The organism is Brevibacillus laterosporus (assembly GCF_030489605.1).
Taxonomy (GTDB): domain Bacteria; phylum Bacillota; class Bacilli; order Brevibacillales; family Brevibacillaceae; genus Brevibacillus_B; species Brevibacillus_B laterosporus_E.
Genome location: NZ_JAUKFY010000035.1, coordinates 1 through 14,355, shown reverse-complemented (window position 1 = coordinate 14,355; position 14,355 = coordinate 1). Strand labels below are relative to the sequence as shown.

Annotated in this window: 14 protein-coding genes and 1 pseudogene; 13 read left to right on the top strand and 2 right to left on the bottom strand. The window is 37.5% G+C overall.

What is annotated here, in order from left to right:
- Nucleotides 1–95 precede the first annotated feature (95 nt).
- Both hutG and gltS read left to right on the top strand, forming a co-directional pair.
- A complete protein-coding gene (gene hutG, locus QZ995_RS22360) occupies nt 96–1,067 on the top strand; it encodes a formimidoylglutamase (protein ID WP_437124761.1) in 972 nt (323 codons plus the stop codon).
- A complete protein-coding gene (gltS, locus tag QZ995_RS22355) occupies nt 1,051–2,238 on the top strand; it encodes a sodium/glutamate symporter (protein ID WP_301812019.1) in 1,188 nt (395 codons plus the stop codon). The genes hutG and gltS overlap by 17 nt, the downstream gene beginning before the upstream one ends.
- 327 nt (nt 2,239–2,565) lie before the next feature.
- Here gltS and QZ995_RS22350 read toward each other — a convergent pair whose 3' ends face one another.
- Nucleotides 2,566–2,925, bottom strand: a complete 360-nt coding sequence (locus QZ995_RS22350; protein ID WP_301812017.1) for a hypothetical protein — start codon at nt 2,923–2,925, stop codon at nt 2,566–2,568.
- Nucleotides 2,926–3,270: 345 nt separating this feature from the next.
- Here QZ995_RS22350 and QZ995_RS22345 point away from each other — a divergent pair, with 345 nt between their 5' ends.
- From QZ995_RS22345 to QZ995_RS22335, 3 genes and pseudogenes are all read left to right on the top strand, one after another.
- Entirely contained in the window at nt 3,271–3,726 is a 456-nt protein-coding gene (locus QZ995_RS22345; protein WP_301812014.1) for a hypothetical protein, read from the top strand.
- 69 nt (nt 3,727–3,795) lie between these two features.
- A pseudogene (locus QZ995_RS22340) lies at nt 3,796–4,338 on the top strand (RNA 2'-phosphotransferase).
- A gap of 272 nt (nt 4,339–4,610) precedes the next feature.
- Nucleotides 4,611–5,207 carry a hypothetical protein gene (locus QZ995_RS22335; RefSeq protein WP_301812012.1) on the top strand — a complete coding sequence of 199 codons (597 nt, stop codon included), beginning with the start codon at nt 4,611–4,613 and terminating at the stop codon, nt 5,205–5,207.
- Nucleotides 5,208–5,398: 191 nt separating this feature from the next.
- Here the strand turns inward: QZ995_RS22335 and QZ995_RS22330 are convergent, their stop codons facing one another.
- Entirely contained in the window at nt 5,399–6,223 is an 825-nt protein-coding gene (locus QZ995_RS22330) for a CPBP family intramembrane glutamic endopeptidase (RefSeq protein ID WP_301812010.1), read from the bottom strand.
- Between the two features lie 608 nt (nt 6,224–6,831).
- Here QZ995_RS22330 and QZ995_RS22325 point away from each other — a divergent pair.
- The 8 genes from QZ995_RS22325 to QZ995_RS22290 all read left to right on the top strand — a co-directional run bounded on the left by QZ995_RS22325 (nt 6,832) and on the right by QZ995_RS22290 (nt 14,284).
- A complete protein-coding gene (locus QZ995_RS22325; protein ID WP_301812008.1) occupies nt 6,832–8,802 on the top strand; it encodes an AraC family transcriptional regulator in 1,971 nt (656 codons plus the stop codon).
- A gap of 301 nt (nt 8,803–9,103) precedes the next feature.
- Nucleotides 9,104–9,676 carry a hypothetical protein gene (locus QZ995_RS22320; RefSeq protein WP_301812006.1) on the top strand — a complete coding sequence of 191 codons (573 nt, stop codon included), beginning with the start codon at nt 9,104–9,106 and terminating at the stop codon, nt 9,674–9,676.
- Nucleotides 9,677–9,768: 92 nt separating this feature from the next.
- Nucleotides 9,769–10,545: a nucleotidyltransferase domain-containing protein gene (locus QZ995_RS22315; protein WP_301812004.1), complete on the top strand. Its 777-nt coding sequence runs from the start codon at nt 9,769–9,771 to the stop codon at nt 10,543–10,545.
- Between the two features lie 509 nt (nt 10,546–11,054).
- Nucleotides 11,055–11,669, top strand: a complete 615-nt coding sequence (locus QZ995_RS22310) for a superoxide dismutase (protein ID WP_301812001.1) — start codon at nt 11,055–11,057, stop codon at nt 11,667–11,669.
- Nucleotides 11,670–11,764: 95 nt separating this feature from the next.
- Nucleotides 11,765–12,415 carry a helix-turn-helix transcriptional regulator gene (locus QZ995_RS22305; protein WP_301811999.1) on the top strand — a complete coding sequence of 217 codons (651 nt, stop codon included), beginning with the start codon at nt 11,765–11,767 and terminating at the stop codon, nt 12,413–12,415.
- 324 nt (nt 12,416–12,739) lie between these two features.
- The gene (locus tag QZ995_RS22300; protein ID WP_301811997.1) at nt 12,740–13,273 is read left to right on the top strand and encodes a LytTR family DNA-binding domain-containing protein; all 534 of its coding nucleotides are present in this window, start codon (nt 12,740–12,742) and stop codon (nt 13,271–13,273) included.
- A gap of 79 nt (nt 13,274–13,352) precedes the next feature.
- Nucleotides 13,353–13,871, top strand: a complete 519-nt coding sequence (locus tag QZ995_RS22295) for a hypothetical protein (RefSeq protein WP_301811994.1) — start codon at nt 13,353–13,355, stop codon at nt 13,869–13,871.
- A gap of 23 nt (nt 13,872–13,894) precedes the next feature.
- Complete coding sequence (locus QZ995_RS22290) at nt 13,895–14,284, top strand: DUF3021 domain-containing protein (protein WP_301811993.1); 390 nt, start codon at nt 13,895–13,897, stop codon at nt 14,282–14,284.
- Nucleotides 14,285–14,355: the final 71 nt, after the last annotated feature.

The window sequence follows — 14,355 nt, the reverse complement described above, 5'->3', positions numbered from 1 at the left end:
TATTTAAATTATATATTAGAAATAATAAGTTTGTCATTATATAATCAAAAAACAAATCTACTTCAGAAATTTCAGAAAGGGTGAATAAATTGGCAATGAATGTTCTAGCTGATTTATGGACCGGGCGAACTGATCATACGGAAAGAAGAAGCAGCTTTCGCTATCATCAAATTGTGGAATTGGCAGACTTGGAGAAATTGCAATCCTTCAAGGATAGCACATGTGCAATTATTGGCTTTGAATGTGAAGAAGGAGTTAGACGCAATCAAGGCCGATTAGGAGCAGCCAAAGCTCCAAATGCTATTAGGCAAGCGCTTGCGAGTCTTCCTTGGAAACTGGAGGAAGGTAAACGTATTATCGATGTGGGGAATATTAAGTGCCAAAACGAAAAACTCGAGGAGGCTCAGGAAGAATTAGGTCTGGCAGTCTCGAAAATTTTTTCAAAATCGGTGACTCCCATTATTTTAGGAGGGGGACACGAAACGCTGTATGGACATTATTTAGGTGTCCGAAAGCATATAGGCAACGATGCTTCGCTTGGTATCATCAATATTGATGCTCATTTCGATTTACGCTCGTATGAAAATCAGCCTTCATCTGGGACGATGTTTAGGCAAATATTAGAAAATGACAAAAACAGCCAATATTTTGTGCTTGGAATCCAACGTTTCGGTAATACACAGGAATTATTTGATAAAGCGGACGAACTCGGTGCCCAGTATATTTATGAAGAAGATATGACTGAAGAACGGATGGATGACATCATTACTGCATTAGACGAATTCATCGAAAAGCAGGATTATGTCATGCTTACGCTTTGTACGGATGTTTTAAATGCGGCATTTGCCCCGGGAGTTAGTGCGCCATCTCCATTTGGATTAACACCAATGGTTGTTCGTGCCTTGATTCGCAAAGTGACAGCTCATGGGAAAGCGCTTTCTTTTGATATTTGTGAAGTGAATCCTGTCTTAGATGAAAACGGAAGAACCGTAAAGTTAGGTGCTTATTTGACGAATGAAGCTATCATGAGATTTCTAGGAGGAGACAACTATGACTTTAGCACTTAATCAAGTAAATACGATTTTTCTCGCGGTTGCATTGCTAGTACTAGGATCATACCTAGTAAAAAAAGCAGGATTTCTGCAAAAATTTTATATTCCGGCACCAGTTGTTGGAGGGCTATTGTTTGCAATCATTGCAACGGCCTTAAAAGCGATGGGACTTTTGGAAATTACATTGGATACCTCACTTCAAAGCTTGTTCATGCTCACATTCTTTACAACTGTAGGATTGGGAGCAAGCTTTAAACTTATCAAGTTAGGCGGCAAGCTTCTGATCATTTACTGGATTGCATGCGGATTCTTGGCTTTAGCACAAAACGTGATTGGGGTTTCCTTGGCTTCATTGTTCGGCATTCATCCACTAATTGGAATGATGGCAGGCTCAGTTTCTATGGAAGGTGGACATGGAGCGGCAGGTGCATTTGGACAAACTCTTGAAGATATGGGAATTCAATCAGCGTTGGCCATTGGGATCGCGGCGGCCACCTTTGGTCTTGTGGCAGGGGGCTTAGTTGGCGGACCGACTGTTAAATATTTAATTTCAAAATACGATCTAAAACCGGCAGAAATAGAAGATCAGGTAGAGACAGTTGAAGAAAAAGCAGAGCCTATTACGACAAATACCTTCTTCACCCAGGTCCTGCTCATTACATTCTGCATGGCAGTTGGTACGTATTTAGGAGAGCTGTTCACATCAGCAACCGGCTTTGTTCTGCCTAGTTATGTAGGGGCCATGTTCGTGGCAGTTATCGCACGAAATCTTGTAGATAAATGTAATCCGAATGCAATTGACATGAAGAGCATCAACCTGATTAGTGATGTGACGCTTGGAATCTTCCTGTCTATGGCACTCATGAGCATAAAATTATGGGAAGTAGCTGATCTTGCACTTCCAATGCTATTGATCGTGTTTGTACAAGTTGTATTTATTGTCCTGTTTGGTATTTTCATTTTGTTCCGGTTGCTTGGTAAAAACTATGATGCCGCAGTAATGGTCGCAGGTTTTACAGGTCATGGCCTTGGCGCTACACCAAATGCTATGGCGAATATGGCTGCAGTGACTGAGCGTTTTGGTCCATCGCGAAAAGCCTACCTGGTTGTTCCTGTTGTCGGAGCCTTTCTCATTGATGTGTTTGGTATGCCGATCATTATTACAACAATAAATCTATTTAAATAACAGGATGCGGACGGATGATGAAACGTAATCTATGAGAAATAGTTCAGTCTGAGAAATTCGAATGGAGAAACATTTCTTAATATGTAGGAGGCTGTACAAAAAGAGAAGGCTTACTAAGCTCAAAGAATATTGATTCTCCATGCATAGCACCAAGACCTAATCGGGGGGTGGTAATATCTTACAGTTTAACCCGTTCGTCCCATGATCCTTACCTTGTTAAGACGGATAAAATTTGCGGTATTTCGGACTATTCCAAGTATGATCATATATGGTTCATTTTAAGAAAAGGCAGACCGTGGGAGGGGTAACCCACGGTCTGTTTGTGAATTAGAACCAAGTTATATAGATCCTGTAAGTCGTTTTACTTTTATGATCATGAATTAAAGCAGGCTCAAATGGGGTAGGATTAAGAGCTATAACTTTTGTTTGATTATTTCGAATATCAGGTTCAAGGCGAATAGTACCTGGTGCTCCTTCTACAAAAAAGCCTGTATTTGGAATATAAAGATGATTGTCAACTACAAGGTTTTTCGTAATGATGCTGTAACCAGGATATACAATGCTTGGTTGAATTGCATGAGCTGGGTCAGGGGATCGTTCAAGAGGAGAGTGTGCACTAGCAGCTTGTGCTCCAAACATCAAAGAAACTGCCATTAGTGAGGTAGCAAGAAATTTTACTTTCTTCATCATTACCACTCCTTCATATATAGACACCCACAATGAGAAACAATAAGATGTTTTTTTGAATATGTACACTGCTATAGAAAGGGTTATGTTTGAATTATATACATTTTTTGCTATCCGTACATACAGAACATAAATCGAACAAACAATTAATTTTAGGCGGTTACGAAGAGGAAAACATCAGCAAAAATTAATAAATTACTTGTACCATTTCTAGCACCAGAATAGAGATTTTTCTAAATAATCACTATCTGAATAACTTCACAAACTGATATAATATGCTTACTGTAGCATGAAAAAGTGATCCCAGCACATCACTGACAAGTTAAAGCCTATTAGGGAGATAACATGAAACCAGAATTCCTTTCTTTCACCTGTAAAATAAATAGTGATGATTCATTTAACGAATTAAAAAGCTTGTTTAATAAACTAAAAACTGCAAAAGAAGCAGGTGAACTGCATGACGGTGACTATGCACTTTGGAAGTCATTTTTTAAGAGAGAACAATTGGCAAAGTTTTGGAACCCGTCTCAGCAGGAATTGGATGAGTTTTGGAGCCTGTACAATTCTTTGCCAGTTGACGAGAGAATTACAGATCCTAGATTAAAAGTACCGTGGGATTTTGAATCATGGTTAGATGCGATCGCCAGTGCTGAATATACTCTTGTAAGCTGTGAACGTATAGATAAAAATAGAGGAAAATTTGAATACGACCCATGGGCATTTCCTTATGGAAGCGCTGATGCTCTTCGATTTTTACTTCACATTTTTGACTGTGACATTATAGAAGAAACTGGATATTGAAAATAGGTAGGAACCGGAAGCTGGCTTTACATAATACGATGGCAAACATTCAAACAGGAAGTGTAGAATATGAATTATCAAAAATTAAGTAAAGAAATTTCATATGCTCTGCGTCATGCACCACATGAATACGAATTAGATTTAGATGAATATGGATGGGTTCAAATTGGGCAATTATTGCATTCCCTACATGAGCAACCAGTATGGCGCGATGTGAGTGAAAATGACCTGCATATTATGATTTCACAATCTGAGAAGAAACGATTTGAAATTGAAAATGGAAAAATTAGAGCTCTCTATGGCCACTCTACAGCGAAAAAAGTTCTAAAAGAGGAAAATTAACCGCCAGAGTTTCTCTATCAGGGCACACCAAAACGATTTGTTTCATTGATAATGGAACAAGGGCTATTGCCTAAAGGAAGACAATATGTTCACCTATCAGAAGAAATTGAGACTGCAAAACAAGTGGGAAAAAGAAGGGATAAGCATCCAGTTATTTTAAAGATAGAGGCAAAAAAAGCATGGGCGAATAAGGTTACCTTTTATCATGGGAACGAAATGGTCTGGCTGGCTGACAAAATAGATAGGCAGTATATTTCGATACTGGAATAAACAGAAAGTGGCAGGAAACTGTTATTCAAGTTTTTTTGGACTTGAAGGATAAGTATACTTTTAGGTAGATCATTTGGCAGTAGGCTTCAAAATGCTGTAAGGAAGCGGTTTTTTACAGAAATTTGATTGAACTGGTAAAGGAGAATTATCTCTATAAACAAAGAAAGGGGAGTCAAAAAAGGTTCATGTAATGGAGTAGTTGTATAAATATGCAATTCTACATTGCGTTGCGTCCTTTTATTGCTTATAATCATCAGCGAGGTGGTTAATATATGTCATTAACAGTTAAAATTACCATAAAGGACGACAAAGGAAAAGAAGCTGAAATAGAGCTACAAGAAACTGATAATCTATCTAAATTAGTTATTGTTCAAAATGTATTCAACTTATTTGGTGTTGATAAAGATATACTGGAAACAGTGAACGAATTTGAAAAGATTGGTAAGGCTTACAGTCATTTTTTTGACAATATGAAACAAGAAGAAGAGCAGTTGGAAGAGAAGAATTTAAGAGAAAAACGGATTGTTAATAATGAACAAATTAGGGAACAAATGATCAAAAGTTTTCAGGAGATTGAAGAGACGAAAGAGGCTGAAAAGGCTGAAGCAAAGCCGGTTGACGAATCAGATTACTTAACTACAGGTATCAAGGAAGATTCAAATGGCAAAAAACGCTATAAATTAAGATATGAATGCCCAATCTGCATGAATAAGGGCGTTCATTATATTTACAAAAATTCGACTGAGACGTGGTGTCATGCCTGTGGAAGTAAGATGCCTATCAAACCGGCACACAAGGATGGATTCCCGAATAGAGATTCGCACGGGAATTTTTATCGAGCTGGGGATTACTATGATTACACCTGTTAGCAGTGGGATTACTCATAGTTGAATCGACGCTACTTTGATGAACTGTTTTTAAAGGTGACATGAATCTGATGACCCCCAGAAGGCTTCTGGGGGTTTTAATGAGGTGCTTGGTTTTCAGTTGCTTTTAGATAGTAGGGCAAATACTAGGATTATGCTAGTACAAGCAGTGAAAGCATCATAAAACGAGTACTTTACAGGCTACTAATGGCTTTGACATTTTGTTTACGATATATTTTCCACGTAATAAACAGAGTAATCAGTAATATACAGGCAGTTAGATAGCTCCCTTCAGCACCAAAAGCTCCTCCAGAAAGCATGGCATCCCCGATCGGCTGAACCTTTACAAGAGAAGGCGCCCCTGACTCGCCACCCGATACTGCAAATCCCAAAGCAGATTGTAAGAAATTCCATATAAAATGAGCACCAATAGGAAACCATAGCTTGCCAGTCATCTCTTTAATTAGTCCAAAAAACAGGCCATCGAGAAAGAGGAAGAGCATTGGGAGAAGTGACTCGGTAGAACCTGTGTTAAACAAATGAATAAATGCAAACAAAAGAGATGAAAGCAGGATGGAAGCTTTAACGCCAAATGACTCCTTTACAAGTCCCTGAATATACCCTCTCATCAGTCCTTCTTCAACGATTGCAACCACTATCCACTTGGGAATGGTAGACAGAATAGCCGCCAGAAGATAGACATCTATTTGTACGCTTGTAAGCTGTACCCCACCTAATAACCAAATAAATGCACAGGAAAGGAAAATTGTACAGGCTCCTATTCCAATACCCAATACGAGCTGTTTCCAGCTTCCCTCTCCTCCAAAACCTACAGGCCAAAGACGTTTTCTCTCAAATAGCCGATAGGCAATCCATACTCCAATTAACATTCCTATTTGAGACAAATATTTGAATGAGTCAGGCAATAGAGCTTGGAAGAGAAATGAGATGAGGAAGCCCATTAGGATTGTGAGTGCTATTTTTGCGATGATTTGTAGAGAGTGTACGATGATTTTCATTGAAGAGGCCTCCTAGATTTTTTCCTATCATATCTTTCCATTTTAAGCAAATGAATGAGTATGTGAAAGACTCATTGCCTTCATTTCACAAATATTCCACTATATCAATTGAATCATTATCATAGATAGCTACTGCTGACAAATGACTTGATCCATAACGTGATTATCTACATGGGAAGCAAGAAGCATTGTCAGTTCGGGGTAGCTTTATATGAATAACAGATATAACTCGTAGTACAGTGCATCCATTGATAATGATAACTATTATCATGTATAATAAGGGATGCATAATGATACAAGTCAGGATGACTGCTGAGGAGTTGAATAGACACAGTGCGGATAAGTGAACAGCTAATTTCATGGAATTAGGCTTTCATGAAAGCTATTGATATTCGTTATTTAAACATGAAACTTAATGGACGAAAGCCACAACCCTTCATAACCAGCCGGTAGGGGTTGTATGCGGTGTCCGGCAGTGCTCCTTACAGCTTGATGGAACACAGCATCAAGTAACTCGATTTCATGATTTTTGCTTGATGGCAAGGGGCGCTCATTGTTGGTTCAGGTAGTCGTGATATTAGCGTGCTTTAAGGAGATGAATGACAGTTATGCAAATGAACGACTATTTCGTGTTGTGGAATCATGCTTCCGTTCAGGTGCTGGATATCCGCCATGCAATTCTGAGGGTAGGAGAAGAGCTTGACTCATATCGGTTCCCCACAAGCGGTTTTTTGTATGCAACCCGTGGTATTGCCCAAATACTGCTTGACGGGGAAGTTCATCGATCGGAGAGGTTCCATGTGCTCCATAGCGGGAAGGGGGCATGCATAGAGATTACAGAAATAGAAGACGAGTTTGAATACTATTTGATTCTTTATAAGGCTATTCTTCCACGTCCATGTAGCCAGGCCATTCTGGAAATGTTGGAAAATAGCAATCCCTTTCAAATACAGTACAGCTTTTCACCAAATGACCCAATCTCACTATTCCATAAAGTGAAAGATATGAATCAAGAATGGAAACAACCAAGGTCAATAGAACGTTTTTATGTTAAATCAGAGTTTTATCAATTTGTCTACAGTATTTTGCGGCAGTTCCAAGGTCAAGAGATTTATGTGAAAGAGCCGGGGATTGTTACGCAAGTGATTTTGTACATGCAAAAGCATTATTCGGAATCGATCACTCTGGAATCCCTTGCAGAGACTTTGAACTACAGTGTTCCCCACTTATCAGCTTTGTTCAAAAAGGAGACGGGGCACAGTCTGATTCATTATCTGATTCGGATAAGAATGGAAATGGCAGCAAGTCTACTGGTAGAAACGGATGCAACATTACGTGAAATAGCTGTAAGTGTAGGATATGAGGACCCGTATTATTTTGGGCGTCTATTCAAAAAGTACAAGGGTGTTTCGCCTGCCCGGTATAGAGTTAGAGAGCTAGAGCAGCATAAAACAGAAGAAAGTCCTTCTAACCTCATTCGATCCTCCATTGAAGTGCAAAAGGGGCCGCGTTATATTGAGGGTGATATTTATGATCAATATAAGAGAGAGGGACTTACACCGATGTACAAACAATCCAGGTCAGCAACTACGGCAACATTATTCCTTTGCTTCGCGTTGCTTCTCAGTGCGTGCTCTGTTGGCACTTCAAACACGAATACAGCAACTTCCGGGAATCAATCGTCATCTGCTGAGGTCTCAGTATCGCACAGCTCTACTCAAGCGCATTCCGTTCAGGGTTCTGAAAGCGCGCCAAGCAAAACAGTATCGACGGCTGCCGGTGACATACGCATTCCAGTTAACCCCCAAAGGATTATAGCTGACCAGTATCTGGGCAGTTTTATTGCGCTTGGTATTACTCCCATTGGAACTCCCGGACTGCACCGGCAAAATCCGTATTTTGCCGAAGCACTCAAGGATGTGGAGGATATTGGTGATGTGGAGGGTTCATTGGAAAAGGTGATTGACTTACAACAAGACCTGATCGTAACAGGGTCGGCAGAAACTCACAGCAGATATCAGCAATTATCCAAGATTGCCCCGACAATCTCAATTCCTTATGGCGAATTAAAGAATGCCCATGAAGAGCTGACTTACTTTGGCAAGCTGCTAGGTAAGGAAAAAGATGCTGAAAAATGGCTTGCGGAGTACGATCGCCGAATTTCTGTAGCAAGAGAAAAGGCAAGGAAAGCAGTGCCTTCCGATGCTACCTTTTCCATATTTGAGCTAACACCCAAGGCGACCTATGCTTACGGAGATAATTTTGGACGAGGTGGTCAAGCTGTATATCAAGCATTGGGATTCAAGCCCCCAGCACCGACAGCAGCCGAAATTATTAAAAAACAGTGGGTTGAGCTGTCTAATGAATTACTACAACAATATGCAGGTGATTATATTATTCTGACATCTAACGACCGCACCTTAGAGGACTTGAAAGCCGATCCGATTTGGGCTTCTCTTGATGCAGTCAAAAACAATCGTGTATACATATGGAAAGAAGAGCGATCCTGGTACTTTGATCCAATCGCAGTATTGTCGCAAACAGAGGAAATAGCCGATTGGCTGGCAGGTCAGCGCTAAATGTGTATAGAATCATTTATTTATAAAGATGGAATTTGAATAAACAAAGCGAATTGTGCAGTGAAGTGTCCCGTCTACATGTTGGATAGCCTAGAGCTTTTCTATAGTCGATGTGAGAGGGCGCTTCACTGTTTTAGTAGATCGGAGCTTTAGGGATGTGTTTGTTACATATTTCGCATTGTAACTAGTGATAAAATGAAAATAAATTTCCAATTATTTACGTAATGAGTGCTTATAATACGCTATCCTACATTGCTTTATGTCGATTTATTGCTTATAATCATTTTCGAGGTGGTCTAAAATGTCATTAATAGTTAAAATTTCCATTAAAGATGATAAGGGCAAAGAAGCGGGAATCGAGTTACAGGAAAACGACTATTTAGCTAAATTAGTGATTATTCAGAACGTATTTAATCTTTTTGGTGTGGACAAGGATATTCTTAAAACAGTCAACGAGTTCGAAAAGATAGGGAAGGCCTATAGTAATTTCTTTGATAATATGAAGCAAGAAGAGGAGCAGAAGCTAGAACAGCCTCTACACAATAATGATGAGAATCAAGAACAATTAAGTGCTGATTTACAGGAGGATAAGAAACCAAATGATAGTCAAGAAAATGTTGTTCATGTTGCAGATTATCTAACAACAGGAATTAAAGAAGATGCAAACGGAACAAAACGCTACAAATTAAGATATGAATGTCCCATTTGCATGAATAAGGGCGTTCACTATATTTACAAAAATTCGACTGAGACCTGGTGTCATGCCTGTGGAAGTAAAATGCCAATAAAATCAGCACATAAAGATGGATTTCCCAACAGAGATTCACATGGGAATTTTTACCGAGCAGGAGATTATTATGATTACTCAAGCTAACATTTCTTCCAAACTAGCAGGTTATCTTACAACTTATGATAAAATAAGATATGATCAAAATTTATAGATAAACTTCATAGTGGGAGAAAAAGATGAAAGAAGCTATACAATGTGAAATCAAAAAATTGGAACAAGAACACAATATCAGAATTTTATTTGCCGTAGAATCAGGAAGCCGGGCATGGGGCTTCCCATCACAAGATAGTGATTATGATGTGCGCTTTGTTTATATCAGACGTCCCGAATGGTATCTTTCAATCGATGAAAAAAGCGATGTAATTGAAGTGCCAATTACTAATTTGCTTGACATAAACGGATGGGATATTAAAAAGGCGCTCAAGCTGTTTAGAAAGTCAAATCCTTCCTTGATGGAATGGCTGAGTTCGGAAATCGTTTATCACGATGCTTATGGATTTAAGGATGAGATGATAAAGTTGAGAGAGCGTGTTTTTTCTCCAAAAATTTCTATTCATCACTATCTTGGCATGGCGAAAGGGAATTACAGAGATTATCTTCAGGGAGAACAGGTAAAAATTAAAAAATACTTCTATGTTCTGCGGCCTTTGCTAGCTTGCATGTGGATTGAGAGATACAATGTGAATCCGCCCATACTGTTTCAAGAATTGGTAAATAAATTAGTAGCTGATTTAGAGGTAAAAAGTGCAATTGAGAAGTTGCTTGCAAGCAAAATGGCTGGAAAAGAAATTGCTCTTGAAAAGCGTATTGATGTGTTAAATGATTTTATTGAAGAGGGGTTTGCACATCTTACCGACATTTCCCCTAGGTATAGTCGTGAAGTGAACGATCCAACTGCCCAGCTTGATGACGTATATCGTAAATACTTAAGGCTAGTATGGGATTTCAAATAAGAGATTTATTTTTGAGTCTCTTTTTTTATCGGGTGACTGATTGTCTACAGACATCTGGTCTCGGGCATTTTTTTGTTCAGCGGTACATATATAATTGATTCTTGTTCCTTTTGTGATGTTTTCAAAAGACTACATTCAAATTCCTTTGCTAGGATAAGTTAGAATAGTTTGAATAGACGGCCTTAATGGTCGGCTATTTTTTAATTAGCTTTTTTTAAAGGGAACGCTATTATTCAAATAGCGTTCTTTTTTTGTTAGGATTGTACAGCATTTTTGAAATCAAACACCGATCTTTCAGAGGGAGGGAAACGATGCTGTCTACGTTCTATTTAAGAAGGAAAGCTGTCAAGATTTTGGGGGATGCAAGTTGTTTAAATGTTTGCGGGAATATTCTTCATGAAATATATACCAAATAAGTTGCGTTGGGTAAAAATATTTGGTTGTGTACAAAATATTTTATATCGTGTAAACTAAGGATGTAAGCAATCAAGATAGGAGGAAATAATGGAATGGAGCTCTTTTCTTTACCGAAGCTGCAGTATAATTATGACGAGTTGGAACCTTATCTCGATGCCAGAACCATGGAAATCCATCATGGCAAGCACCATGCAACTTATGTGACTAATTTGAACAAGGCAATCGAGAACTATCCCCAGTTCAAGAATGCTAGTGTAGAGGAATTGATCAGCAATTTGGACGATGTACCGGAAGAAATTCGTACAGCGGTCCGAAATCATGGAGGTGGACATTATAGTCACAGCCTGTACTGGTCCATCATGAGCCCGACTGGGGGCGGGAATCCTGATGGTGATATAGCGAAGGGAATTGAAAAGCATTTTGGCAGCTTTGCACAGATGAAGGATGAGCTGACAAAAGCTGCTGTAAGCCGATTTGGAGCGGGGTGGGGATGGTTGGTTGTCAATGGGGACAAGTTGGAAGTAACCAGTACGCCCAATCAGGATACTCCTTTAATGGAAAATAAAACGCCGATTCTGGTCGTCGATGTTTGGGAGCATGCTTATTATTTGCAGTATCAGAATAAAAGACCGGACTTTGTCTCCTCCTGGTGGAATGTTGTTAACTGGGAGGAAGTGAATCGTCGTTATAACGAAGCGATTCGTTAATCTTGAATTTTCTAAACTTTGCAGAAGAGACAGGTATGCTTCTGCAAAGTTTTTTGCTATAAATCTCTTATCTTGCTCAGGGAGGAAGAGTATTCATGAACAAACACGCGATTCGATTACAAGAACAATCAACAAGAAAAGAAATATTGCTGTTGCTAAAGAAGCGCGGTTCAGTAAGTGTCCAGGAAATGTCGGAGCATTTGGGAGTAACCAGGATGTCAGTTCGCAAGCATTTATATGCTTTAGAAAAGGACAGTTATATCCAATCCAGCATTCTGCGTCAGCATGTTGGAAGACCAACCTATTCCTATCGACTTACGGTTTTATCCGAAGAACTATTTCCGAATGAATACGATAATCTGGCCATGGAATTGATTCAGGGGATCAATGACATGTTCGGGGAATCGTTAGTGAATAGCTTATTTGAACGGAGAATGGCCAAGATAGAGAAAAAGCACCGTGAGGCAATGTCAGGACAAAACTTTGAAAAAAGAGTAGCAACATTGGCGAAAATCCAGGATCAAGAGGGATACATGGTTAAATTGGAAAAAAAACAAGATGGTACATATTTATTTGATGAAGTAAATTGTCCTGTTGTAGAAGTTGCAATCCGCAATCGCCAAGCATGCCAATGTGAGGTTGCTCTGTTCGAAGCGTTGCTTGACGCCGATGTGCAGCGTACGGAATGCATTGCAGACGGGAATGTGAGATGTCGTTATTTGATAAAGGAGAGGGGCAACTACTAAGGCTGGTCGGGGAGAAGATGAATTGAACCGATACTGATAAAATCAATGGATAGAGAGGAGAGAATCAGGGATTTACATTAGCAAAGTTTTTATTTAGAGTTTGTGAGACAAGAACGAAACTTGGTATAAAATATCTTTTTCAATCGCAACGGCTTTATCAGGCAATTTTGAAAAGGAGAATTACATTCTATTGGTTGATAGACTTTTTAATAATATTCATATAAAATACTGTTCTGACTTTGATTACACTTTGTATAAAAATTACATAGTAAATCCTAAAATGTATTTTTTATGTTTTATTTTAAAATAGAGTCAAGAGATATTTTGGATCAAGATTTATTTCAAACCAACATTAGAATCTATTTTAAAGAAAGGAACATATGGGAACAAATGAAAGTAAACATTAAAATTATTGAAAAACGTAAAGAAGAATTTTGTACCTTTTACATCCACAAAGTAACATCTTTTATTTTAGATATGGTATCAACACTAGAGAATAGTTCTGAGAACTATTTAATAGTAAATTCTACGCACAAAAATGAACAAGAAAAAATTTCTTGTTCAACTATTTATTATTTGGAATACCTTGAAAGAAAAATATTTATTTATACCAAAGAAAATATATTCGAGATAAAAAGTCCTTTATACAAATTACAACATGAACTTCCAGATAACTTCATTAGAATTTCAAAAGCTATAATTATCAATATTCATTTTTTAAACAAATTCTCCGTTAAAGCAAATGGAAATCTAGAAGCACTACTGTCAAACGGAGAAAAAGTAATTGTGTCCAGAAAATATGTTTCTTCTTTAAAAAATATATTAACAAAATATTCCAATCGACCGCTTATGTATTGATTTTAACCACTTATGTTTAAAAGTATTTCTCTATATCTCCTTTGATGTAAATATTAATAAAAACAAAGGAGGATATACAATGTATACGATGATCAAAGAAGTATTTCTCAGAACTCCATTTTGGGTATGGATATTATTATTCATTTTAATAAAAAGGGGTATTGCTATTTCTCAAGAACGACCAATCAATTTGTCTAAGATGTTTCTTGTTCCCATGATTTTTATGATATGGGGTTTTGATAAAATTATCACTAAATTTTCTCACTTAGGATATTGTTTAATAAGCTACACGATTTTCATTCTTCCAGGTATTTTAATTGGGTATTTGTTATATAAAAAATATCAAACTTTTTTCAAACAAGAGACAGTTATTTTCAGAAAGAAATGCTATCTTCCATTAATAATTATCTTGATTAATTTCTTTGTAAAATATCTCTTAAATGTGACTTTAGGAATTTCCTCATCATTTTATGATAATATTTTATTTAATATAATGTATTCTGCCGTAAGTGGACTATCTGTAGGGTTATTTTTTGGAGGAATCTTCTATACATTTTATATAAAATCAACATTAAATAATCTTATCTCAAAATCATAAAAAATATGAAGGGAAAGACTTTATTGAAATTAAAAAATCGACTATTTACAGGTTTAGGGACTGGATCATTTATATATATGATAGTTTTACTATCGAAAAACAATAATATATCTATTACACAAGCTGAGATTATAAGTGTTCTTATAATCTCAGCTTGTGCAGGTATTTTTACATTCATTTTTGATATTGAAAGATTTAGCTATTTATTCGCTTTAGTAATACATTTTTTCATGATGATTCTAGTTGTCTTTATTATATCTTTATATAACCATTGGATAGAAATATTCCCAACGGCTGATTTTATTGAAAGTATAGTTTTGATATATGTGTTTTCTTGGCTAATATCATTTTTAAACACAAAAAAAGATGCTAAAGAATTAAATATGTTACTAAAAAATAAAAAGAACATTTAAAATGTTCTTCCAGACTGTGGACAAACTCTTCTTATGCTACTGATATAAGAAGAGTTTGTTTTATTTTTTGA